This window comes from Dysgonomonas sp. BGC7 (assembly GCF_001261735.1).
In the GTDB taxonomy this organism is placed as follows: Bacteria; Bacteroidota; Bacteroidia; order Bacteroidales; family Dysgonomonadaceae; genus Dysgonomonas.
Genome location: NZ_CVRP01000016.1, coordinates 1 through 23,625 on the forward strand (window position 1 = coordinate 1; position 23,625 = coordinate 23,625).

Consider the following 23,625-nt stretch of genomic DNA (forward strand, 5'->3'; position numbering starts at 1 on the left):
AGGACGAGACAACTTGCTTTTTAGATATGCGCACAATTTGATAAGTTTCATCCATAAATTGAAAGGAACGGATGACTTTTGTTTTGACAGTAGGATGTGAAACTCTTTTTATCAAATTCAGTCCTTTTATAATATTGTCAGTATCAACCAATGCATAGCGGTGCGACCTCCAGATAAGAAAACAAATTAACTTTCTAATAAACAGGAGGGTAGTAAATACCCTCCTAGATCTTTTTACTACTAGCTATCTAGTATCAATTAACATTAGGTTTATCTTCAGGTAACAAATAGAGTCTCAGTTGATGAATAATAGCCTCGTTGACTTCGATATTCATATTTTCGTTTTGTGAATTAAACACAAGTTGGATAGTATGTTCCCCTTTCTTCAATTTATATTTGATAATATTACTCCAACCTGTATTATCCCAATTGTCTTCTTCTCTTTGTGGGAAAATAGTCGCACCGACAGTTTCATCATCCACGACCAGATTTCTTATTGCACATTTATTTTCCTGAGATACTGGTCCGTTACCATTAGCATATAACCAGTCAATAGCATACTCTCCATCTTTGTCTATGGCTATAGGTACTGAAATTCTGGTATTTCCCGATTTTGAGATTTTTAATTTTCCAATATCATATGTCCAGATACCAAAGTCAGTCCAAATAAGAGGTTCGCTGGCAAAAGAATTTCTTATTGCATCGTTACAGTTAGCAATAACCTGATACTCTCCCTTTTCCTTCAGTTTTATTGATGTCGAATTTTGGGTTTTCATCTTTTTCCCATCTTTTATAATCGTGTAAGATGCCGCCTCAGGAACAACATCCCAGAGCAGAGTGCCGTTGTCTATCTTTGTCTGTGGAGTCAATAATGATGATTTATTAGGGACAAGGTTCATTTCTAACTTTTTAATATCCCGGTTACTTAGTTCTATCTTTACATCATGCTTGCCTTCCAGGCTACCCATAATCATCGGGTTAGTTTTTTTCCCATTGATAGTAAAACTCTTTATCTCATCTCCATATCCGTTGATTTCTATATCCAGGGTTGCATTCCTGTACCTAAAACCGCTGAGTTTTCTTTTTCCGGCAAGAGTTTTGGGGACAAACGGATGAAATGTCATTCGATCCGTATCGAAATTCATCCCAAACAAGATATTGTACACAATACTTAAATTCCCGGATAAGCTCCACAGCATATTGCTGGAATTGATGTGTGTCCCTTTCCAATCACCATTGTCCGCTACAAAATTTTCCTTGTTGGTGGCAAATATTGCCGCTGCCCGATATGTACTACCAATGGCATGTAATACAGATTCCTCATTTTTCACCTTTGCTGAGGCCAATGTCCAATAAGAGGTTACAAAAGGCCAGATTCCATTATTATGATAGTCTCCCATATCTGCTATTTGAGGATAAAAAATAGAGGGTCCGTAAGATACAACAGGCATTTTCTGTGTGATTGTTTTTTTCTGTTCTTGCGAAGCTATATCAAAAAGAATACATAATGATTCTCCCAGAGTTTCACTACGTGGAGACACGATATTATTTTGACGGCCATAAAGAAATTGAGCATAATACCCCTTGTCGGGCATCCAAAAATACTTATTGATCGCTGCTTTTAGCTGCTCTGCCTTATTTTGGAAAAATGCAGCATCGTCTCCTTTGTTTAACAGGTCTGCTATTTGACTAGCATCACGAAGTGCCTGGTAGTGAACTGCATTAGTGCCCAACGCTTTCGATTGGTATATATCAGCCGGTTGCATCCATTTGGGATAGCTCTGGTCTCTCCAATCAATAAAAGAAGACTCTCCCCGCACCAAGCCGGTTTCTTTATCGTATACGATTGCGAAATCATCTTCGAATGACGCTTTTATTACAGGATAAATACTTTGTATCCAGTTATAATCACCTGTAACCTTATATAGTTCCCAGGCTGCAACAACCCAAATCAGGCGATCACTGGAACAGGGCCATGACCCTCCGGTTCCTGTATCCTGAATAATTTTACCCAGAGAATTTATTTTATGCAGTAAACTATTTTTCGATGCGGTAGGTTGCAGGTAAGACATACTTAATATGATACTGTAACTGACATCACGTGTCCATACTCCTGCCCAGTCCGTCCCGGTGCGCAAAGTTAAGAATGGTTCCACTGCATTGACCATTTCATCCAGCCCCATATTGTAAATAGCATTCTCCAATGGAAATGAAGAAGAATATTGAGGATAAGAAGAAATGTCATTTTTCAATGCCCATTCATATCGCTCATCTCCTTCTTTTTGTAAGGGACTTATATAATTGCTTTTGATGTGGGTTGGAGACAGGGCTTGTCCCTCGAATCCATTCTGTATCATTTTGCTCGATTCCCATATATATTTATCATTGCTATATATGGTTTTCTCTTGTCCCTGAATACTATGTGAATATAAAATAGACAATATAAATAGGGTTGTAAGTTTTAGTATTTTCATCATTTTATTTATTATTATTTACAACGTAGGTTTTACGATCTTTTCCGACACCCTTTATCGTTAATTTTTTCCAATGTTTAGGCAACACCGATTTCTTTTGCTCAACGCCCGAGGCTGTTATTTCCAGCCCCCCAAATCCATTGATTAAAGCCTGTAATAATCCTCCGGCAGCAGTTGCAAAATATGGATTATGGCTTGTTGCTGTTTCGGCCAGGACATTGAATGGAGGTCGCAGGTTGGGTTGGTAGCAACGATAGAACATTTCGGTTGCCTTGTCTACATCACCCAGGCGGGAATACTGAACACTGAAAATAGAATAGCCCATTCCCGGCCCATCCACATTGTCTATTTTCGTTTCGTAATATGCCAGATCCTTTTTCAGTTGTGCCGGATCTGTTATTATGCCCAGCGGATAGCCTAAAAGATTAACATCGGCTTGTTTTATTATTTGTCCGTCATAGTCTATATATTCTTTGGTTACTCCATCAACGAAATGGTGAAATGCTATATTACGGCTTATTTCCGTCCATTGGGCAGGAGCCTTTTCCCCGCATACTTTTGCTGCCTGTGCGGCATAGTCAAGCGCTTTTGCGGCAGCACCATTCGTAAATGCATTATCGTCGATATTCTCTGCATATTCGTCCGCACCCACTACATTTTTGATAGAATAAGTTCCGTTTGTATTTCTCTCAGCCCGGCTGATCCAGAATTCAGCCACTTTTTTCATTAGCGGATAACCTTTTTCTTTCAGCCATTTGGTATCTTTTGTCATACAATAATAGTTCCAGCAGGCAATGGAGATATCGGCAGTCACATGGTGCTCGAATTGTCCGGTAATAGCGTTAATAGGTGTTGATTCCTCTCCCCAGTCATCCGACTCCCAGGGAAACATGGCTCCGTTATATCCATAAGTCCCTGCTCTGTTCTGGGCAGCCACTAATCTGTCGGTACGATAATTGATCATCGATTGGGCTATATCCTGGTTCATAAACAGCATCGGGGGATACATCCATATCTCCGAATCCCAGAATATATGCCCGTTGTATCCTTGCGATGACAGCCCCATTGGCGATATACTAAGGTTAGAGCCTTTTCTGCAATAAGAGTACAGGTTGAACAAAGCAAAACGCGCAGCAAGCTGGGCTTCCCGGTCTCCTTCAATGATGATATCACCTTGCCAAAGATTATCCCAATGGCGATTATGAGCCTTTATAATTGAGGCTGTACCCTCGTGTGCCACGTATATTACCTGACGTTCCGATTCGCTGAATGGGTCAATGAAGTCCCGGGTAGAGCAAACTGTTCCCACAAGTGAGAATGAAACTTCTTCTCCTCTCTTTATATCGGCCGACAGCACTATTCGTTTATTTTCCCGGCTGGCGAATTTAAATTTATCCTCCTGATAGATAAACATCGATGAGGCAGCAACCTTATGCATACGTTTATTCGATGATGCATTTGTTTGTAAAATATTTACACGTTTGTCCTTTCCTGCAATCAGCGATTTGAATACATGGTTCACATCAATATATCCTTCGGGAACGTCCATCTCATTATCGGCCCCGATGGAGATATCTGTCAATGCTTTCACTTTTACGGTAATCAATCCCGAATAAGGAAGATTGTATAGAGCCCTGACTGTATAGCTTATTTCGGCTTTCCCGTTTACCAAAAAAGAAGTGGTATGGGAGGCATGCCTCATATCGATACTTTGCTTCCAATTACTGATGTTATCCTGCGAAACTTCGGTTCCGTTTACCGTCATCTTCATCGTAAACGGATTTAATCCTTTTAAAACACGGGCAACACCAAAGTTATCATCAATATCAAAGACGTGATTGAGAATAACATGTTGTATTGAGAACGGTTCTTTCCATGGTAATATCCCTATCCGCCCGTTGGCTATGGGAGCCCCCGTATAATCCTTTGTACTTGTTGCTTCCATAACCCATGCATTATCGTCTTGCTGTGCAAATGATAATTGAATAGAAAAAATGCATAAAAAGCTGATTGTTAATATTTTGAAATTTATCATATCCTTTTTTTTAAAATTAAAAGAGTAGGTGGATAAGCTATTGCATAGCTTATCCAAATCATTCTATTTATCAATTTTAGATAATAAGTTAGTCTCTTATTTTATCGACTTAAAGACTATTGATTTTCACTGAGCCGAATGACTTTACAAGCTCTAGGTCTCAATGTGACACTATAACTGTCGGCTGTACCAACATCCGTTCTTGTCCATAAGTCTCTTATTTTGAAAGTTCCATCGATACCCAAATCCGAGAATCTGATATTGTGTTCTCTATTGGATGTTTCCCGGTTAAATAAAGCTATAATCCAATCACCATTAGTCATTTGACCGATCCAGGTAGAACTTTTTTCATTTTTAGGATCGTTAGATAATGGTTTACCTACAAATCCATCGGCATTTAAATCCAGCATTTCTTCATTTTGGTAGAGTGATAAGTCAGATCCAATGGAGTTATACTGATCCGAAACAGTCACAGGGCCGCCGGCTACAAGATTGATTGATATAACCGATTGCTTTTCATCGGTACTTGCATAGGTATTCAACCGGATAAAGTCCCCATCCAGAATCATTTTATTACGTCCGGATACTCTTGAAAAGTATATGAATCCGTCAAATGGATTCGAATATTGAGACCATCCATACTGGTGTACACCTCTGTTGTTGTCACTCCATTTCCACCAGCCTCCAACTCCGGTATCTTCTCCAATACGCACCATATGGCCATATTTGACTTCTGTTTCGGCATCGTTGTACAGATGAGGCATCACAAGACTAAGGAAAATGCCATGTTTGTCACATTCCTCGCGCATCCAGCGCAAAGCTGTTTCGTAAATCCAATGCGGGCGTTCTACTCCGATTTGCCCGAAACCTCTATCGTATCCGTTTTCGAACCAGCTGAGGAAGTCCACTCTCAAATATTTCACACCCATGTCGGCAAAATGTTTTACGTAGCCTTTTACCCATTCTTCAGCGCCATCACGATCTATCTGTACCCAGCGGTAACCCGGAGTCTTTTCGTTAAAATTTACGATATTGGATATCGGTATATTAGTGCCTTTAATCTTGTATCCTTTTTGAGCTGCAGATTCCGGTATCCACAGCGGATTAGTGTAAACCCCAAGAATCATTCCTTTAGTTTTTAAATAATCGGACCAATATTTATAATCATGCTCCCAATGCACCGAATGACGATCCAGATAGCCATCTTGATTGTAGCTGCCGTCCTCGGACATCCATCCGTCGGTAGAAACCATTTTATATCCATATGGTGCCAGATTCTGTGCAACCCAGTCGATGTTTTTCTTCCATTCATCCTCGGGGATATATTGGTCTTTTACAAAATTATATTCATAAGGACTCCAATATAATGGCGCCTTATACGGATTATACGTATATTCGGGAATATATGAACGTACAGATATTTTTACAGTCGATGTTTCCGGTTTGACATAGTCACCGGAGGCAATCTTCGCCGTAATACGGGCCTCCAATTCGACAGACGATGTCTGTTGTTTTTTCCAATAGTCAATAAGCAATTTATTGAGTTCACTGACTTTATAAGTTTTTGAGAAAACGCCATTTGCCATTTGCTCAACAGGAACAGAAGTCACAAAGTTGTTATAGGCTATATCCAATTCAAAGAAATAATCTACATCCCTGTCGGTAATTTTACCTTTGTTCCAGGTAAAAGTAACGGCATCATCCGATTCATTCTCCTGTAACAATGAGAATGATGTCTTAGATGCCTTTACATCAAGAGCTTCTCCATTGTTTCCACCTCCTGTACCACTATCTTCATTCTCATCATCTCCTGAGGAACATGAGCTGGCAATACCCATCATGGGAATCAGAATTAGCAATAAAAATAGATTCCAACCTTTTTTCATATCAATGTTATATTATTTATATTTATTATTTAAAAGAGTATTTTACAAACCGGAGAAAATATCGACACCTATTGTCATTACTTTTTTCTCGAATTCGCTACGTTCGCTTAGTGCTTTTTTTCGCACCTGAGTCCTGTAATTATAAATCGTAGAAAGAGAATATCTCAAAAATCGTGAGATATTTATATTATCGGCTATACCCAGACGGACCAATGCATATATGCGTAATTCGGGATTAAGCAGCTCTCCGCCTTTTAATTCTATCCGGCTATCGTCTTTCAGAAGCTTATTAAAATCCTCGACAAATGAAGGAAACAGATTTAGGAATGTCAGATCAAAATTATTATAAAACAGGTTTAGATTCTCAGTTATATATTCAGTCGGGTTCAACTCATTATTCAGTATTCCGAGATCACCCTTTACGGCCAGCTTCTTTAACCGCTTTAAATAGATCTCTATCTTATCAAGATATTCCGAGCATAAATCCATATAACGGATTATATATGTTTCTTTTATACAATTTGCCTCCTTCAAATTGCTATTCATCTCCTGCATATCGTTGTTAAACTGCTCCAGGCTACTCACATTCAATCTTAAAAGCCGGGAAGCCTCCTCCAATTTCATATTAGCCTCCTGTAATTCTTTATTGGTCTCCTTCAATTGTCTGCGAGCCACATTTATCCGTTTCATCTGCTTGTAAATGTAGACTATACCCAGCAATAATAATAGAGATAAAAGACTGATGCTAACCAAGAAAAAGAATAGCTGCCGGTTTTGCTTCTGCTTTTTTATCTGATAGTCGTTATTGATAATTGGCAAAATTTGTGAGACTTCCATCATCCTCATATGCGAATTACAAAATATTGCATCTTCCATTGCAACCTTCATATAGGAATATGCCCTGTCTATATCTCCGTCAAGGTATAATAAATAGGCTAATCTGCGAAGGGAGATATATTCCTTTATCCCTGATTTCAGATCTGATGTTGCCGAAATGATCAGATAATGTTTTTCTCCCATCTTATCATTTTCCTGCTCCAGATTCAATGCCATGAGATATGCATAAACTGAAATATCCCGGCTCAGGGGATCTTGTTTCTGATAATTGGAATGCAAAAACATAAAAGAGTTTTTATAATCTTTTTTTTGCATCAAATAATTGGCTTTGGCAAAAACATAGCTGTTTGTTCCCACTTTCTCTGCATTTACCAGAGAATCACAATACGAGTTAAGTCTATCATAGTACAAAGCTCGCTGTTGGTGCGTAACCGCAAAATTGTTCATATATTTATAAGCCGTACAATGAATATGGTAATAATAAGGCACGAGCGCTTCGTTAAGCCTGGCCCTGTCTATACTTTCAAGCATATCCAACGATTCCTTGTATAACCCTATGATGGCATATATTTCGGCAAGATTTAGCCTGGAATCATCCATTTTAGCCTCTTCTTTCAATTTTTGCGCAAGTTTCAGTTTTTTCTCAGCATATACGATGGCCGTATCACTCTGAAAAGAACGATATTCATCAAAAAGGCGGGAATATATTTTATATTTCTCCTGAAGATCTGTTTGTGAAACCAACCCCTCCTTCAAATTATTCAGCACTCCTTCTCGTCGTGCAGCATAAATATCTCTTGATTTTATGGTCTCATCCAACTCATCCAACAGATTATCATCCGCCTGCTGTCCAGCCAAAGGCAGGACAGCGCAAACGAATGATATGAATACAAATACAATCTTCCTCATAACACAATTATACGGCCTTTTCCTCTTGTAAAAAGTAGGCAGGATATGAAAACTATACATATGAATCTCATATCCGCCCTGCCTTTTCCTTTTTAATATTATTTCTTTTCAAACTTAATAGTCATCTTTTCCACATCCAGTGTCAATTTATAATTTCCTGCTGTTGCATTAGTGATTATCCATTTATTATCAACACCTCCAGTAGGAATTTCCTGCATAGCTGTATTGGATAAATCTTCTTGCCTGTTCTCCATCGGCATTAAGAAACTGGTAAACCAGCTTCTCTCTTCCAATGGGAATTTCATTTCCCCGGGATTCAGATAACCTTCAAATACAAACAGGGATGTATTTATCTGCCACTTGAATTCGTATGCCGTATCTATATCCCAGCCATTGGGAGTTGCATCACCAACCATAAAAATACGTTTATACTTCGGGTAGATTAATTCACCATATTTTTCAAAGATAATTGTCTTTTTTTCTAAATTCAATGTAATTCTATAAAAAGCAGCTTCTGTTATCTCCCATTGGTTATCAACGCCTCCTGTAGGTACGACCTGCATCTGCGTCTTGCTAAGATCCGTTTCTACTGTAGTCATCGGCATCAGGAAACTGGTAAACCAACTTCTTTCTTCCAGTGGGAATTTCATCCTACCGGTACTCAATAAACCTTCATACACAAATTCATCCGTACCTTTGGTCCAGGTAAATTCGAATGCCGAATTTATGTCCCAGCCATTCGGAGTCGCATCACCAACCATAAAAATACGTTCGTATTCCGGATAATATTCGGATTCGTGTATTCCTTTAACAAGATCTATTATTATTTCATATTTTCCGGATTTCTCAATTTTGAAATTATTATAAGAATCTTTTCCCTTTTCGACAAAGACCAGGCTGGTCTGGCTATTACCCTGTTCATATGTAGGCACATCACTTTCACGTCCTTCGATAAAACGGTATTCTCCTTGTGTGAATGTCCCTTTATAAGAGTATTTAACGCCCGGTTCTATCTCGGTCATCTTTATCGCTCCGGCAATATTCCAACCTGCAGGTGTTGCATCACCTATAATGTAAATAGGCATGGAGGATATAAAATATGGTTGTACCGTTATTGTCACTTTAGAGATTTCGGGCTTTATAAACTTGTCGGCTTCCACCCGGGCTATCACCTTAGCTTCCAGTGTTATGGGTTCATTAGCTGCCTTCTTCCAGTAATTCAGTATGAGGCTGTTCAACTCCCGTACAGTGAATGATCTTTCAAAAACATCAGGGCCTAATTCCTCTAAAGGTATTGCCGTTTGAAAATCATTATTGGCAATATCCATCTCGAAGCAATAGGTAATGCTTGTTCCCGGGCCTCTGTCCTGTCCCTTGTTCCATTTAAAGGTAATGGCGGTCTCATTTCTATTGCCTTGATCAAGAACAATAGAACTTTCTGATGTGGAGATAGTCAATATGTCAGCTGCAGACTGATTGTCGTCATCGTCATTACAGGATGCAAATCCAAGCAGTACAACAAATAGTAATATAGATAATTTAAATATTGTTTTCATAATTATTTAAGATTTATTTCCAATAAGGATTTTGAACTAAATTGGGATTCTTATCCATTTCCCAGCTCGGCACAGGAAAGAAATAAAATTGTTTTTTGAATACCCGACTCATGTATTTGGTACGTTTGAAGAAAGAGGTTGTCTTGTTATCATCATCTTCATACTTGGTTCCGTTAAAGTTCATTCCGTCAAAATCTCCGGTTAACACAGTTTCAGCCTGTTTCCAACGGCGAAGATCTCTAAAGCGGCTACCTTCATTATTAAGTTCCGCTCTTCTCTCTTTCTTATATAAATCGATCAGATCAGCAGTCGAAGCACTCGGATAACAGGTCTTAATAGGCGGTAAGCCCGCACGCTCGCGCAGATCATCCCAATATCCGAGAGCTTCGTTAAAGTATTCATTTGTAATTCCTCTATTAGTACATTCCAATGCACATTCGATATAATCGAGGTATGCCTCTGCCAAACGGTATAATATTCCGGGGCGATAGGGGTTTACACCATTTAGCGAATTGTGATCAGGGTGTATCTTTTTCCTGTTTAAATAACCGCTTTGAGGTGCGTCGTATCCCGGTCCGCCATCCATCTGATTCATCATAAACTGGGTTTTTCGACTGCTTTGCCGATACCAGGCTCCATTGTAAAGGACAGAAATATAGAAGCGTGGTTCGCGGTTACAGTACATATTATAAGTACCTGATGTAGTTACTTCGCCTGCAATCTTATTGGGACTGCCTTCTATCCATTTTGTATTTCTTATATCCGATGCTGAAGAAAAACCTTTTTCCTGATAACCCGAATTGGTATTATCATCTATAGGGTAGCCGTTTTTCATAAAAAAAGCATCGACAAGCGATTGAGTAACACTCAAACCTCCATTTCCTCCACTTCCCCGTGGAGAGCAGTGCTTGTCAAATTCAAACAAATCATCACATTTAGGACGGGCAAACAAAATCTCTTTATTTCCATCGGACCATCTTTTAAATATCACATTCTGATATGACATAAAAGGATCGATACTCCCATCGTCATTGTATTCTTTATACAGCTTATATCCATTGTTGTGAGCCAGATTTATCAGGTCACGGCAGGCTCTGGCTGCACGCTCCCATTTTTGAGGCTGGTATGTGCTATTGAAAAGCTCCTCTCCGTTTTTATTGATATGACCGGCATAATCAGAATTCCCATTTACAAGGTCGCTTGCTGTAAATAATAAAAGACGGGCTCTGACTGCATGGCACATAATGGAAGTAGCCCGGCCAAATTTACTGTTATCCGTATAGTATGCAGGAAGATTTTTGGCAACATCGGCCAGTTCTTTATCTACCCAATTGGCAATTTCATCAAAAGGAGCCTGGGTTATACGGAGTTTTTCGATATCCTCATCGCTATAGATCACCCCTTGCTCGAAAGGATAAGGGCCATACGCCTCTAACAGGAGAGAATAATAGTAAGCTATAAGGAAACGGGCTTCGTTTTTCATTAACTCTACATCTTCCTGATACATCTTCTGGGATGGTATAGCTTTCACATTTTTAAGGAAAATATATGCCGAGCGCATCCGTTTAGGCAGCTCCGACCAGTAATACATCTGCCATTCTGTTTGTGGAGACCAGTTCCCATGCATCATGTTGATGACCTGCCAGTTAAGGCTCACCCATCCTTCGGATGGACTAAGATCATCTGCCAATGCATCATATCCGGCATACCGGGCATAATCCCAATAAGGGCTTGGGATACTCGAATATATTCCGGCCAGCCATTCTTCTGTACGGGTTTTATCGTTAAAAACCATTTCTATAGTCAGTTCGTCATCAGGAGTTTTATCCAGATAATCTTCACATGATGTGAGACTTAAAAGCATTAAGAATGCTGATAATATATATATTGTATTTCTAATTTTCATGCCTGTAATATTTATAATCATGTATCAAAATGTTACATCAAAACCGATAGAGAAAGTTCGCATCGGGGGGTATATCAAACCGTCATTAGCTCCGATCTCGGGATCCCAAAGCTTAAAGTCGGAAAAGCAAAACAGGTTATTGACACTTATAAAAAGACGTGCACTTTCTGCTCCTATTCTCTTTATCGTATTCGATGTGAAATTATATCCCACTTCGATATTCTTAACCCGTAAAAAACTCATGTCTTTTTTCCACCAGGTAGAAGGCTGTTTATTGTTGAGGCTGGTAGATTCTGACAGCCGTGGATAAAACACATCCTGACTCGGATTATCAGTAGTCCATCTGTCGGTGTAGTTGGAATGAATATTCCCCAACACACCGGACCCGCTGCCCGGGATAAAAAGGTCACTGCCTATAATACGCTGTGTCTTACCTACTCCTTGCATAAATACGGATAAGTCTATATTTTTGTAACGTCCGTAAATACCGAATCCGTAGACTATCTGGGGAATTTCAGTGCCACCGATGGGAGCTTTATCTTCATCATTTATTATTCCATCGCCATTCATATCTTTATATCTGATATCCCCGGGGCGGACCTTACTGTATGATTGGGTTGGTATCCCATCTTTAAGTATCCCGTTGTCAATATCAATAAAATCATCTTCACTAAAGAGTCCCATAGCCTGAAGTCCATACAATGTGGATACCGACTGTCCAGTGTATGAGCGGTATGTACCAACAACCTCCGGCATTTCATCCTTTTCTTTAATCGTGTTTTTGGCATAAGTGAATGATCCCCGCATTGACAGAAATAAATCTTTGGAAACCTGTTTGTGAGCATCCAGCGACACATCGATACCTTTATTATCTACTTTTCCATAATTAGCCCATACAGAATTTATGAATCCGGCAGATCCTGGTATTGTGGTACGTTGCATAAATATATTCTTCCGGTGCTCCTGGTAAAGGTCAATATTTAAATTTACCTGATTAAACAAGCCTAATTCAACACCCAGGTTTGCCTTGCTCACGGTTTCCCATGTCAAATTCGAAACACCTTTCTCTCCTTCCTCTCTACCGGTGTAACTCACGTCTCCATCAGTACCCCACGTATACCCTTTATTCGTTCCTAAGGTGGTAATGTATGCGAAACGACGTCCATTTATTTTGTCGTTTCCGACAATACCATAAGAACCACGTATCTTGGCTTTAGATAATACCGTTTTGAATGATTCCATAAAAGACTCCTCTGACAGCATCCAGCCCAAGGCTACTGAAGGAAAGAAACCGTACCTCTTGCCTTTAGCAAAATTTTCGGATCCGTTGTAGCCAAAATTAAATTCGGTGATATAACGACGATCATATGAATAAGACAAACGGCCGGCTATACCCTGATTGCGATATGGTAACTTTCCGCCGTCATCATAGCTCCGTTGATTGTATAACAATAAGGCATCGATATAATTGACTCCGAAGTTTTGACTGTAATTAGTCTGGAATTCAATATATGTACTTTTATTGCCGTAATTTCCCGTAGCAGAATGTCCGAGAAAGTCCTGTCCGTATTTATATATGGACAGGATAAGATCCCCATCATGATTCCGCCCGGTGGCAGTATTGTAATAGGTAGGTTCTTTTCCACGCGTTACGGCACTGTTGCTATAACTGTCGAATGCAAATGTTGCTTTAGCCTTTAAGCCGGATAATAAGAATTTCAGGTTTTGCTCCAGCGATAAGAGTGACTCCAGCTTAGTGTCGTAAATTCGTTGAAATCCTTTTTGTGTAGCTAAAGCCCAAGGGTTCTGGTTACCGTCCTTTACAGGAATTTCTCCTGACGAATATTTTGTAGGATGTGCATATGGAAGGGTATTGAATGCGACATTAAACAAGTCCTCGGTGTCATGGTTCGCTTTGTTTACGTTTTGCATATAACCACCAATGTTTACCCGCAATAATGTTGTTTTAGTCAGGTCCACATCTACATTTGACCGGACATTATAGCGTGTCAACTTGGTTGATCCATCCCAACTTTGAGTCCGGTCTCTTTCCATGATGCCTTTTTCATTAAAGACTGAAGCAACTAAACTGTATCGTAGAATTTCACTACCTCCGTTAATACCTAAATTTACACGTTGGTTTGAGGCATAATCACGAGTGATTGCATCTATCCAATTAATATTCGGATAAAGATCCGGATCGTAACCCGAACGGGTTTTATTTATACGGTCTTGTGTAAATGGATATTTATCTTCTGTTTTTCCCGCATCGGCGGCAATACTGTTCATTACATCCATATAAGTTGCAGCATCTACGAAATTGGGTAATTTGGTCGGTTCGCTAAGAGCCGTTTCGACACGAAGTGATATCTTTGGCTTTCCGACAACGCCTCTTTTAGTATTGATAAGTATGACTCCATTCGCACCACGGACTCCGTACATAGCACTGGCAGAAGCGTCTTTGAGGATGGTGAAGGATTCTATTTCGGCGGGATCCATATCATTCAAAGAGCGTTCTACGCCATCTACCAAGACAAGGGGACTGCTGCTGCCACTGAAGGTACTTATTCCTCGTATCCATATATCTGCATTATCTTTTCCGGGTTCTCCCGAGCGTTGGACTCCGATAACTCCGGACAACTGCCCCGCCAGATTATTACTCATTGATCTATTTGTCCCGAGTTGTAATTGAGCCGGTTCCAGATTTTCTATCGAACCGATGACACTCAGCTTTTTCTGGGTACCAAAACCCACAACGGTTACTTCATCCAGCTCTGTGGAAATCTCTTTCAGGGTAATGTTAATATTTATTCGGTCTGCGACTTGAACTTCCTCTTCATTGTATCCTATTAATTTGAAAACAAGAACGGATTCTTTACCGGGAACACTGATGTTGTAATTCCCATCAGCATCAGTTGCTGTTGCTATATTCGTTCCTTTAACCAAGACTATAACCCCGGGAATAGGAACTTTATCAGCATCTATAACTGTCCCATTTATAAGAATTGCTTTAGGTACATTCTGACCGATCACTTTATGATCTTTTATCATCCCTGATTTTTCGTTCCCTGCTCGAACTAACTGGCAATTAAGACCAAGCAACGTGAAAGAAATCATGAATAAAAAAGCTCTTTTCTGTAGTAGAAAATGATTCATAATTAGCTTTAGATTTAAAAGTTAGTAGACTGACATTTTATATTTATTCGAAATCAAAGTTATTACATAAAAAGTGTTCTTCTGTATATTACAAATCTTAATGTAGGGTTTGATAATAGTTAATCATGTTACAATCAACGTAATACGTGTAAGTCGCATAAAAATAAAGTAGGATTGCAGAAATTCATTTTTATTTACATACATGATTATTTCTTTACTATCGGGTTCCCATGCAACTTCACTGCTTTTAGCTAAACCCCTTATTCACGTGTTAGCATATACATCGATCTTACACAAATATCGAATGAAATACTGGTTCTTTATTAATATCTCCCAACTGTTATAAATGCAGCAGATATCATTGGCTAGTTCCCTTTTGTATCTGAAAAAACAGATCTTTCAGGGATCTTCTAATGGAAAACAAAACTTAAGACGTCCTTTAAACTACATGTCCGGTACATGTGTTAGGCAATGCAAGCCCAATAAAAACAGATCTAATATTTGGCAAAAATGACAAAAAACTTTCATGCCGGATTCATTAATAAATGCAAATGCTTATCTAGCACTCGTTTCAAAACTGTGTGTAACCTAATAGATTTATAATCACAATAAAATCTGCTTACTGATGAAGAATACAACACTATCGGCAATCTTTCTGTTTCTTTTAATATTGTTTTTCAATTGTTCTGATGATAATCCGGACAATAATCAACCGGATGATGTTCTTTCCCTGTCTGTAGAAAATATATCTTTCGATGCTCTCGGTGAAAAGAAAAGTTTTAAAATAACATCGAATTCAAAGTGGGAAATAGAAAAGAAAAGTAGCGGCTCATGGTATACTGTAACCCCCAATTCAGGTGAAGGTGTTGCCGAAATAACAATTGATGCAGACGAAAACTTAGAGTATTCAATGCTAATAACCTACTATCTTTTTTAGTTTAACAATAATTGATTTTTATTGCGGAAACTTAAATCTTTTCTCACTAACAAAAGTAGATATAAGAAATATGGGAATGCTTAAGATTAACTTAGGATCACCTTAAGATTAGCTTAAGAGTATAAAAAAAAGCTCTTGTACTTTCCCAGACAAGAGCTTTTTCTGTATAACAATTATTGTAGAGTTATAATTAACTTTGCGGTTGTATACTTATTTATTTCACTATCTATTGTGATCTTTATATTTAATAAGTCACAAAAGCGCTTCACTATCGGCAACCCTAAACCGAAGCCTTTAATTTTAGTACCTTCGGAAGCATAGGAACGGTAAAATTTATCAAATATGAAATTTAGTTCTTCTTGAGGAATACCATATCCGGTATTTTTTATTTCAACGATAAGAAAATCTTCTTGCTGATATGCCTGGATATCGATTTTTCCTGTATCATTACTATATTTCACAGCATTTGATATCAGGTTGTTCAGAATTGTCGAAAAAGAATATTCGTCTGTATATAATTTTAGGTAACTATATAGCACTTTAAACAAAAGAGACTTTCAGTCAAAGGTCATATTAAATATTATATGACCTTTTTTCTTAAAATATGTTGGACCTCTCAAAATAATGGGGGATATTTATGTTATAAATTAACAAGATACAACTATGACTAACATAAAAGAATTCAATTCCTTACTTGAGTTATTAGAAGCATTTTCTACAGAAGAATCTTGTATTAAATACTTAGAAGGATTAATCTGGCCGAATGGAGTTATATCGCCCTTTGATCGTGAATCAAAAGTTTATACTTTTAGTAAGAGCAGATATATTTGTAAAAATACGGTAGGATCTTTAATGTGAAAATTGGAACAATATTTGAAAATACGAAATTATCATTGAGAAAATGGTTTGTTGCAATATGGCTAATTACGACGCATAAAAAGGGAATATCATCTCTTCAATTAAGTAGAGATTTGAAAGTAACGCAGAAAACAGCATGGTTCTTACTTCAAAGAATACGTTTCTGTCTTGAATGTAAGAATGGAGGAAAATTAGATATAGAAGTAGAAGCTGATGAAACTTTTGTAGGAGGAAAAAACAAGAATAGGCATCCAGACAAAAAAGTTAAAGACTCTCAAGGAAGAAGTTGCAAAGATAAAACACCAGCTTTAGGAATGGTACAAAGAAAAGGTGATATTGTAGCGAGAGTTATGAATAATACTTCTCAATCAGAAATAACTCCTATAATTACAGAATATGTTCGTCGTTCAGCTATTTTATATACTGACGAATGGAGAGGATATAATGAAGTTCATAAGATGTATTCTCATTATTCAGTAGATCACGGAAAAGGTCAATACGTAGATGAAGATATTTACACTAATACAATAGAGGGATTCTGGACATTATTAAAACGTGGATATATTGGAATATATCATTCTATGAGTACTAAACATTTACAGAGATATGTAGACGAATTTGTATTCAGATATAATACTCGTAAGATAAGTGATAATGACCGGTTCAATTTCTTATTATGTAGAACTTGTGCATATATGATGAGATATAAAGATTTGATAGCAGCATGAAAAAGAAAGAAAAAACACAAGAAGAAGAATTTCATAATTTCATTAAATTCGCAATGACAAGTAATATCTCTGTAAAAAATAAGGATTTAAAGAAGAAGAACAAGATTAAGAAAAAATAGTAAATTTGCATTATCTCTAATGAGATAGACATATTAAAAATAAGAAGTGCTTGGTTTTCATCGAAATCGCCAAATTTTAGAAAACATATACAAGGCACGAATAACTACTTTAGTACAAGGTGGGTTGTTTGTCTTTGTATATGTGGGTGTTTGGCGATACCTGATGAAAACAAGGCTTGCAACCCGCTTCTTTTATTATAATTGCTCAATAAGGTTGCATTGAGTAAAAGTGAAATACTATGGAACCAGTTCTATTATTTTTATCAGTATTAGTTATTGTTGTGATAATTGTTCTTTTAGTTTTTGTAAGTGAAATGGCAATAACAAAAGGAAGAAGTACAATCGGTTGGATTATTTTATCATTATTACTTTCTCCTATATTATGTATTGTTTTATTGGCTTGTTTAGGAGAAACAGAAGAAAAAAGAAGAGAGAGAATATTGAAAGATCAGGATTATTTAAGAGTGTGGAGAGATGATGATTAAATATTTTTAATGTTGCATAAGTAGTTAAATTAGTGGATATTTAAGAATCTTTTTTATCTATTATTTGTTATAAGAGATATAAAAGTTATATCTTTGTTGTACTTTATACTTAATTTAGAGGAAGTTATTGACATAAATTATGTATTAATTGAATTAGTATGAAAACTAATAATGAAATACTAAAAATAAAAGCATCATTGCTTTTTATTTTAAAAAGTTTTAAAGAAGGCGTAGACTACATAAAACTTTTTAAAATAATGTATTTTGCGCAACAGGAAAGTTTAGTTAAATATGGGAAACCAATATTTAATGAAACATTTTGTGCTCTTAAACATGGCCCAGTTCCTTCATTCACTTATAAATGTTATCAAATATTAGATGGTAGACAACCAGAAGTAGCTGATTTAGTAAATTTTAATAAAGTATTTAAAATTGAAGATTCAAAAGTTATCCCTTTGGAAGAACCAGATACTGATGAACTATCTAAAACTGATATTCAATTTTTTAATAATGCAATAGAAAACTATAAAGATGTTGATTCTTATGATTTATCTGAAATATCGCATGATAGTGCTTGGAAAGAAGCATATATGAGATCGCAAGATGATCCTGAAAAAGATAGAATTTCTTTAATTGAAATTGCTAAAGCAGGTGGTGCTACATCAGATGTTATTAATTATATAAGAGAAAAAGAGCAACTGAAAAGAGCGTTATCATTGTGAAAGAAAGTATGGCAGAACAATTAAGCAGGCAGCTTAATATTCCTATAATACAAACTTCTAAAACAAATAAAAAGCCTAAAGAAGCTCAGATTACAGATAAATCTTTCACCAAAGGTAAGATATTAAAAATGGCATTTGATAAATCAGATGGTATTTCTATAAAAGGAGAGTATAAGCACAGGAATAAATATTTTGTAGTTTTAGGAGAAATTCCTAATGATGGAATTGTGGGCACATTTTTTATCAATAGTGAGATCAATGAAAATATTATAAATACAAAAGATTTATTAGATTGTCAATTTCCGCTGAAAGAAAAAGATTATACTCAATTATTAAAATATGATAGTTATTTAGATTGTAGTGAACTCTTTGAAATAAACAAAGTAAAAATAAAAAATATAGGAGTTGAAATTGGTAGTTTAACCAAACGTGATAATGAATTAGTAACTGAGCATATTGAGAATTCAAAAGTACTTACTCCTAAACAGAAAAAGAAATTTGGTTTTGAGGATAAATCTTGAAAAGAGAATCACTTAAGTGATTCTCTTTTTTATTAGGTGTTGTTTTACTATGATATACTATTGTATTTTATCACAAAAATATAATATGAAAGATTCAACGCTAACTGTAAAAGACTTTCCTAATTTAAAAAACGCTTTTAAAAGAGGAGAATTAATTATCGATAAAACAAAAGAAAGAATTTCCGAGAATTTAAAGAAAGGTATTATATCAGAAGAAATCTTTTGTGAAGCAAACGATATTATAGATTCAGTAGAAAAAGGGAAAAGAACACAAGTAGGAGAGATAAAAAAATTTGAAGGAAATAAGTATCAGAAAACAGAAAAAGGTTGGACAGCCGTAAAAGAAGAAAAAGCAGTAATATCAAAATTACTCTAACTTATTCATATTTTACTTTTATAATTTTTTCAAGTAAAAGCGAATCTATAATTGATTCGCTTTTCTTGTTTATAGGTGTTTGATATACAAATTATATCTGTGAATTTTACAATAAATAAGTAAAACTGACTGATTATCAGCGGTTGTTTAAAGTAATATATAGTTACCTAATTTTATTCTCTTGGGCTGAATAGTTGTAGTTACTTCTAATTTTTTATTCAGTATAGCGTCCGAAAAAATACAGACACTATCATTTATCAAGTCTTCGATAAAGCAATGATTATAATTTAACGAGCTCTTTCCTTCCTCATATCTTGTTAAGATGAGAAGCTGTTCTACCATCTCATTCATTTTATCTACTTCCTTGGCACAAGCTTTGATCTTTTCTTTGTATTCCTCATCACTACGAGGCTTACGCAGAAGAACTTCCATCGTACCTTTCAGCACAGCGAGAGGAGTCCGGAATTCGTGCGAGGCGTAAGAAGTGAAAGACTTCTCTCTTTCTACGGCATATTCTATTCTATCCAACAATTTATTTATTGTTTCTGAAAGCTCATACAACTCGTCCCGTCTTGTAGGTAATGGGATTCTTGCATTGAGGTTATTATGAGTGATTGAATTAGCTGTATTTATAATGTCGCGGATCGGTTTTGTGCTGTTACGTGCTATTCTTCTGGATAGTGCAAACAGAAAAAAGAACACAAAGAAGCAACCAACAGTGCATACCCTCAATAAAATTGTAAATAAATATTTTACATCTTCGATTGTAATTTCTGTACCGGCACTCAATTTATCAGAATGGATCTTGAATGTAATCAGAATCACAGCACATAATACCATTATAAGAAATGCGGTACTTATGATGACATTAAATGCGATACGGTTTTGTAAGGATAACTTTTTCATCTTTCAGTCATTGGCAATGTATCCGATACCCCGGACGGTCTTTATATTTCCTGTTTCTTTATCTATATTCAATTTCTTTCGTAGAGAGTTCATGAAAACATCTATAACTCCTGTGTCATATTCAAAATTGATATTCCACACTTTTTCTATGATCTCATCCCGTGTACAGGCTCTTCCTTTGTTGCTAATAAGAAATTCGAGTAATGCGAATTCTCGCTGGGTCAGAGATATTTCTTTTTCATGGTTGAATACCTGATGAGAGGATTTATTGAGCGAGATATTTCCCAGAAACAGAATCTCGTCTTCATGCCTGTTTCTGAAATGTATTTTAATTCGTTCAAGAAGTTCTTCAAACGAAAAGGGTTTCTTTATATAGTCATTCGCACCTGCTCTTAGTCCTTCGATAGTTTCCTTTATAGTATCCTTCGCCGTAAGAAATAGAATCGGGAGTTCTTTATTGTATTTCCGTATTTCTTTGCAGGCATCCAGCCCCGACATACCCGGAAGCATCCAGTCTAATAATATTAGATCTGGCTTCGATTGATGGTACTTCTCAATCCCTTTGATGCCATCCGATGCTATCTCGATAGTATAGCCCTCTTCTTCAAGACCCTCTTGCAAGAAATTGTAGATGCCCGGTTCATCCTCAATAATAAGAATATTCGTATTTGATCAATTAATACATTGTAAGGTAAAACAAAAGTAGAGGATATAAAATAAAGAAGTCTTAAGTTTATCTTAATTTTCCTTTTCTGAATAAGATGAAGGTGAAACCCCTCTTCTATTTTAGAATATTGAAAAAATGACGTTCGTCGTTAAAACCAAATTCATTCGCGATTTCCTTTATTGTGATATGACTTGATGATACATACTTGATACGAGATGCTTATTATCAAGGAGAATATTTACTCAGTTCTCTATAAGAATGATTCTTGACTATGTATAATACAATAATTTTTTGTCACTTCTACAGAATGTGGAAAATACAAATATATCGTGGGCAATGGCAGTTATCTCATTTCTAAATTCGGCTACTATAATCTTTTCTAAATCTTGTCTGCTAATATCCCGGTGTTTTATTTCGGGAGATTCCAATTCAAAGGAGAAGAAAGAATCTCTAAATCTCTACCGATAATGCCCTCATCAATCGCTTCGGATATGGCTTCCCGCAATCGGTTGACAGCATTTACAGTTGTCCTTGCTTCTAATTTTCGTATTACACGGAGAAAATGGACATAGTCTTGGATAAAAGATTAATTCAGAGCCTTGAATTAAATATCATCCAACTTGTACTTGGTTTGAAGAAATTTGACCAGTAAAGCATGATAATATTTATGGCTGGTCAAGGTACTTACTGATCTATCTTTATCTACCCTTACAGCTAATTTCACATTCATATTACCCAAATAGGTACAAAGTGATTCCTGCGCTTGGGCAACTCCCTGTACGACTTTCAAGTCAAAAGCAGTAAAAGTTCGCCCAATAAGGACGCCTCATTATATCGGGAATAGATTAGCAGGTTAACTCTTTCTATTTGCTTATTGACTTCGTTGACAAATTGGCTTTTGCCTGTCAGCCTTCCGGCTTTAACATTCCATAATTTAGCATTGATATTAATTTTCAGGCTGAATTGAGCCATCGTTTTACTGGCATGGATTCTTCCCATGACAGGACAAAGACCGTTCTTTTTCTCTTGATTTTTCTTCAGATAAAATAATACCTTCAATTCGTTTGTCATCACTCATTTTTCAGTTTTAAAATTACTATCAAATGATTTATTCGAGCCATGAAAAATGAGCGGTCGGCTATTAATACGTTATGTGTAAAAGTTTTTTTGACCTGTATCGCTTGGATTTATGCAAGTGATTATATATAAGCCTTATAGATAGTATTCTGCCGTATTCTGCGTCATCAAAAACAGGTAATGACTTGGTAACAGAAAATCAACGAAAACTATAAAATTCTGCATTTTTTAGATTGAGACAGCATCGGACAAATACTAAATATCATGCTAAATGTCAATCTGTTAATCCTTTTTTGCGTCTAATTACCTTTCTATCTTTATTTGAATGCAAAGGTAAAAAAAAGTATATGTTAGAATAAAGGTTTTTTTGTAAAATACAAATATACCACAGGTTTCTAAGTGAGTTGCTGATCAAGGTAATTGTAAAGTATGAGATTGAATTGTCGTAGTAAAAAAATGAAAACGGTTGTATCTACTCTTCTGATATGACTTGTGGTCGAATAAGCAAATAATGGTTGAATAATAAAACAGGTTTTGTTCAAAAAACCGTACAATCAATGATTATGCCTTTCAAGAGCTATTATAATTAGCCGGATTATTGCTTTCGGTTGAATTCAATTATCGAGCTCTCAAATATTTTCCTGTCCGGAGTTGCCTTAAGAGTGCCAGCATCAACAAGGTCTGAAATTTTTTTATGAGAACGCTTGAGCATTTTAGCAACCTGATTTATACTAAAAGTATTTTCAAACTCAGATATTTCCGGTTTAGGAAATTTTCTATCTATTACTCTTTCTAAGATTTTTTCGATTGCTGATTCAGTTGTGACGATAATAGTATCCATACGCAATATTTTATTTAATATTTGAATATTGAAAAATTTGAAAATCCTTAATTATATTTCGAATCACTAAATTATTATTGTAATGTATATATATAATTGATTAGTTTGTCATTTATGAAAAATTACATATTTGGAGACGCTATTTTGAATTTATGTTAATAATTTGAACCTTCAATGAGTTCATAAACTGATCTTTAGAAGAAGAGTGGGGTTAAACCTAGCTCAGATGTTGACTCTACAGAAAAAATGAATAAATAAAACCCAGAGAGCATTTTAATATTAAAGAAATGATGTTGACTTTGATCGAATAGCTGTGTATATTTAATAATATCACAGTAATTACCCATAGAGAAAAGAGCAATTTAATCCGAAGAGTAGTCACTTACTTTAGCCTGTAGAAGCAAACATAAGACTTTGAAGAAATCCATAATTCAATAGCACAAGTACTTTCTTCCAAGTAAGAATAATATTTTTCTGATCTTTATTTAAAAAAAGTAGAGCCGAGTTCAGATGAATATTAATCGTTGATGGGAGTATATTAGTTCCCTCGATTTTGAACTAATAATTTTTTTTTAAAAAAAGTCTAAAAAAAATGATAAGTATAAATTGTTGTGATTAAAAGTTTTATC

19 protein-coding genes and 1 pseudogene are annotated in these 23,625 nt (G+C 36.2%); 6 read left to right on the plus strand and 14 right to left on the minus strand.

The window, feature by feature from the left end; all coding sequences use genetic code 11:
- Positions 1-254: 254 nt before the first annotated feature.
- The 7 genes from BGC7_RS13725 to BGC7_RS13755 form a co-directional block, all read right to left on the minus strand.
- On the minus strand, positions 255-2,477 hold the full coding sequence (locus BGC7_RS13725; RefSeq protein ID WP_050702179.1) for an alpha-L-rhamnosidase-related protein: 2,223 nt from the start codon (positions 2,475-2,477) through the stop codon (positions 255-257).
- A 1-nt stretch (position 2,478) separates the two neighbouring features.
- Positions 2,479-4,509, minus strand: coding sequence for a glycosyl hydrolase family 95 catalytic domain-containing protein (locus BGC7_RS13730; RefSeq protein ID WP_050702180.1), 2,031 nt, complete (start codon positions 4,507-4,509; stop codon positions 2,479-2,481).
- A gap of 116 nt (positions 4,510-4,625) precedes the next feature.
- Entirely contained in the window at positions 4,626-6,395 is a 1,770-nt protein-coding gene (locus BGC7_RS13735; RefSeq protein WP_050702181.1) for a SusE domain-containing protein, read from the minus strand.
- Positions 6,396-6,437: 42 nt separating this feature from the next.
- Positions 6,438-8,141 (minus strand): DUF6377 domain-containing protein, encoded by a 1,704-nt coding sequence (locus BGC7_RS13740; RefSeq protein WP_050702182.1) that lies wholly within the window; start codon positions 8,139-8,141, stop codon positions 6,438-6,440.
- A gap of 98 nt (positions 8,142-8,239) precedes the next feature.
- Entirely contained in the window at positions 8,240-9,697 is a 1,458-nt protein-coding gene (locus tag BGC7_RS13745) for a SusE domain-containing protein (protein ID WP_050702183.1), read from the minus strand.
- A gap of 13 nt (positions 9,698-9,710) precedes the next feature.
- Positions 9,711-11,603 carry a RagB/SusD family nutrient uptake outer membrane protein gene (locus BGC7_RS13750; RefSeq protein ID WP_050702193.1) on the minus strand — a complete coding sequence of 631 codons (1,893 nt, stop codon included), beginning with the start codon at positions 11,601-11,603 and terminating at the stop codon, positions 9,711-9,713.
- A 24-nt stretch (positions 11,604-11,627) separates the two neighbouring features.
- Complete coding sequence (locus BGC7_RS13755) at positions 11,628-14,759, minus strand: SusC/RagA family TonB-linked outer membrane protein (protein WP_242034442.1); 3,132 nt, start codon at positions 14,757-14,759, stop codon at positions 11,628-11,630.
- A gap of 625 nt (positions 14,760-15,384) precedes the next feature.
- Here BGC7_RS13755 and BGC7_RS13760 point away from each other — a divergent pair.
- Positions 15,385-15,696: a BACON domain-containing protein gene (locus BGC7_RS13760; RefSeq protein WP_050702184.1), complete on the plus strand. Its 312-nt coding sequence runs from the start codon at positions 15,385-15,387 to the stop codon at positions 15,694-15,696.
- A gap of 173 nt (positions 15,697-15,869) precedes the next feature.
- Here BGC7_RS13760 and BGC7_RS13765 read toward each other — a convergent pair whose 3' ends face one another.
- Positions 15,870-16,235, minus strand: coding sequence for a sensor histidine kinase (locus tag BGC7_RS13765; RefSeq protein ID WP_050702185.1), 366 nt, complete (start codon positions 16,233-16,235; stop codon positions 15,870-15,872).
- Positions 16,236-16,359: 124 nt separating this feature from the next.
- Between BGC7_RS13765 and BGC7_RS13770 the strand changes: the two are divergent.
- The 5 genes and pseudogenes from BGC7_RS13770 (at position 16,360) to BGC7_RS13785 (ending at position 19,505) form a co-directional block, all read left to right on the plus strand.
- A pseudogene (locus BGC7_RS13770) lies at positions 16,360-17,282 on the plus strand (IS1595 family transposase).
- A gap of 358 nt (positions 17,283-17,640) precedes the next feature.
- Positions 17,641-17,886 (plus strand): hypothetical protein, encoded by a 246-nt coding sequence (locus BGC7_RS17935; protein WP_157258733.1) that lies wholly within the window; start codon positions 17,641-17,643, stop codon positions 17,884-17,886.
- Between the two features lie 158 nt (positions 17,887-18,044).
- Positions 18,045-18,608, plus strand: coding sequence for a Panacea domain-containing protein (locus BGC7_RS13775; RefSeq protein ID WP_050702186.1), 564 nt, complete (start codon positions 18,045-18,047; stop codon positions 18,606-18,608).
- A gap of 8 nt (positions 18,609-18,616) precedes the next feature.
- On the plus strand, positions 18,617-19,129 hold the full coding sequence (locus tag BGC7_RS13780; RefSeq protein WP_050702187.1) for a hypothetical protein: 513 nt from the start codon (positions 18,617-18,619) through the stop codon (positions 19,127-19,129).
- Positions 19,130-19,214: 85 nt separating this feature from the next.
- Positions 19,215-19,505, plus strand: coding sequence for a hypothetical protein (locus tag BGC7_RS13785; RefSeq protein ID WP_157258734.1), 291 nt, complete (start codon positions 19,215-19,217; stop codon positions 19,503-19,505).
- A gap of 147 nt (positions 19,506-19,652) precedes the next feature.
- Here BGC7_RS13785 and BGC7_RS13790 read toward each other — a convergent pair whose 3' ends face one another.
- The 6 genes from BGC7_RS13790 to BGC7_RS13805 all read right to left on the minus strand — a co-directional run bounded on the left by BGC7_RS13790 (position 19,653) and on the right by BGC7_RS13805 (position 22,996).
- Complete coding sequence (locus BGC7_RS13790; RefSeq protein WP_082206770.1) at positions 19,653-20,411, minus strand: sensor histidine kinase; 759 nt, start codon at positions 20,409-20,411, stop codon at positions 19,653-19,655.
- A 3-nt stretch (positions 20,412-20,414) separates the two neighbouring features.
- Positions 20,415-21,071, minus strand: a complete 657-nt coding sequence (locus BGC7_RS13795) for a response regulator transcription factor (RefSeq protein ID WP_050702190.1) — start codon at positions 21,069-21,071, stop codon at positions 20,415-20,417.
- Positions 21,072-21,487: 416 nt separating this feature from the next.
- On the minus strand, positions 21,488-21,658 hold the full coding sequence (locus BGC7_RS18335; RefSeq protein WP_185112984.1) for a hypothetical protein: 171 nt from the start codon (positions 21,656-21,658) through the stop codon (positions 21,488-21,490).
- A gap of 24 nt (positions 21,659-21,682) precedes the next feature.
- Positions 21,683-21,868, minus strand: a complete 186-nt coding sequence (locus BGC7_RS17940; RefSeq protein WP_157258735.1) for a hypothetical protein — start codon at positions 21,866-21,868, stop codon at positions 21,683-21,685.
- The gene (locus tag BGC7_RS13800) at positions 21,865-22,149 is read right to left on the minus strand and encodes an Arm DNA-binding domain-containing protein (RefSeq protein WP_050702191.1); all 285 of its coding nucleotides are present in this window, start codon (positions 22,147-22,149) and stop codon (positions 21,865-21,867) included. Before BGC7_RS13800 ends, BGC7_RS17940 begins: the two co-directional genes overlap by 4 nt.
- Positions 22,150-22,750: 601 nt before the next feature.
- Positions 22,751-22,996, minus strand: a complete 246-nt coding sequence (locus BGC7_RS13805; RefSeq protein WP_050702192.1) for a MerR family transcriptional regulator — start codon at positions 22,994-22,996, stop codon at positions 22,751-22,753.
- Between the last annotated feature and the right edge of the window lie 629 nt (positions 22,997-23,625).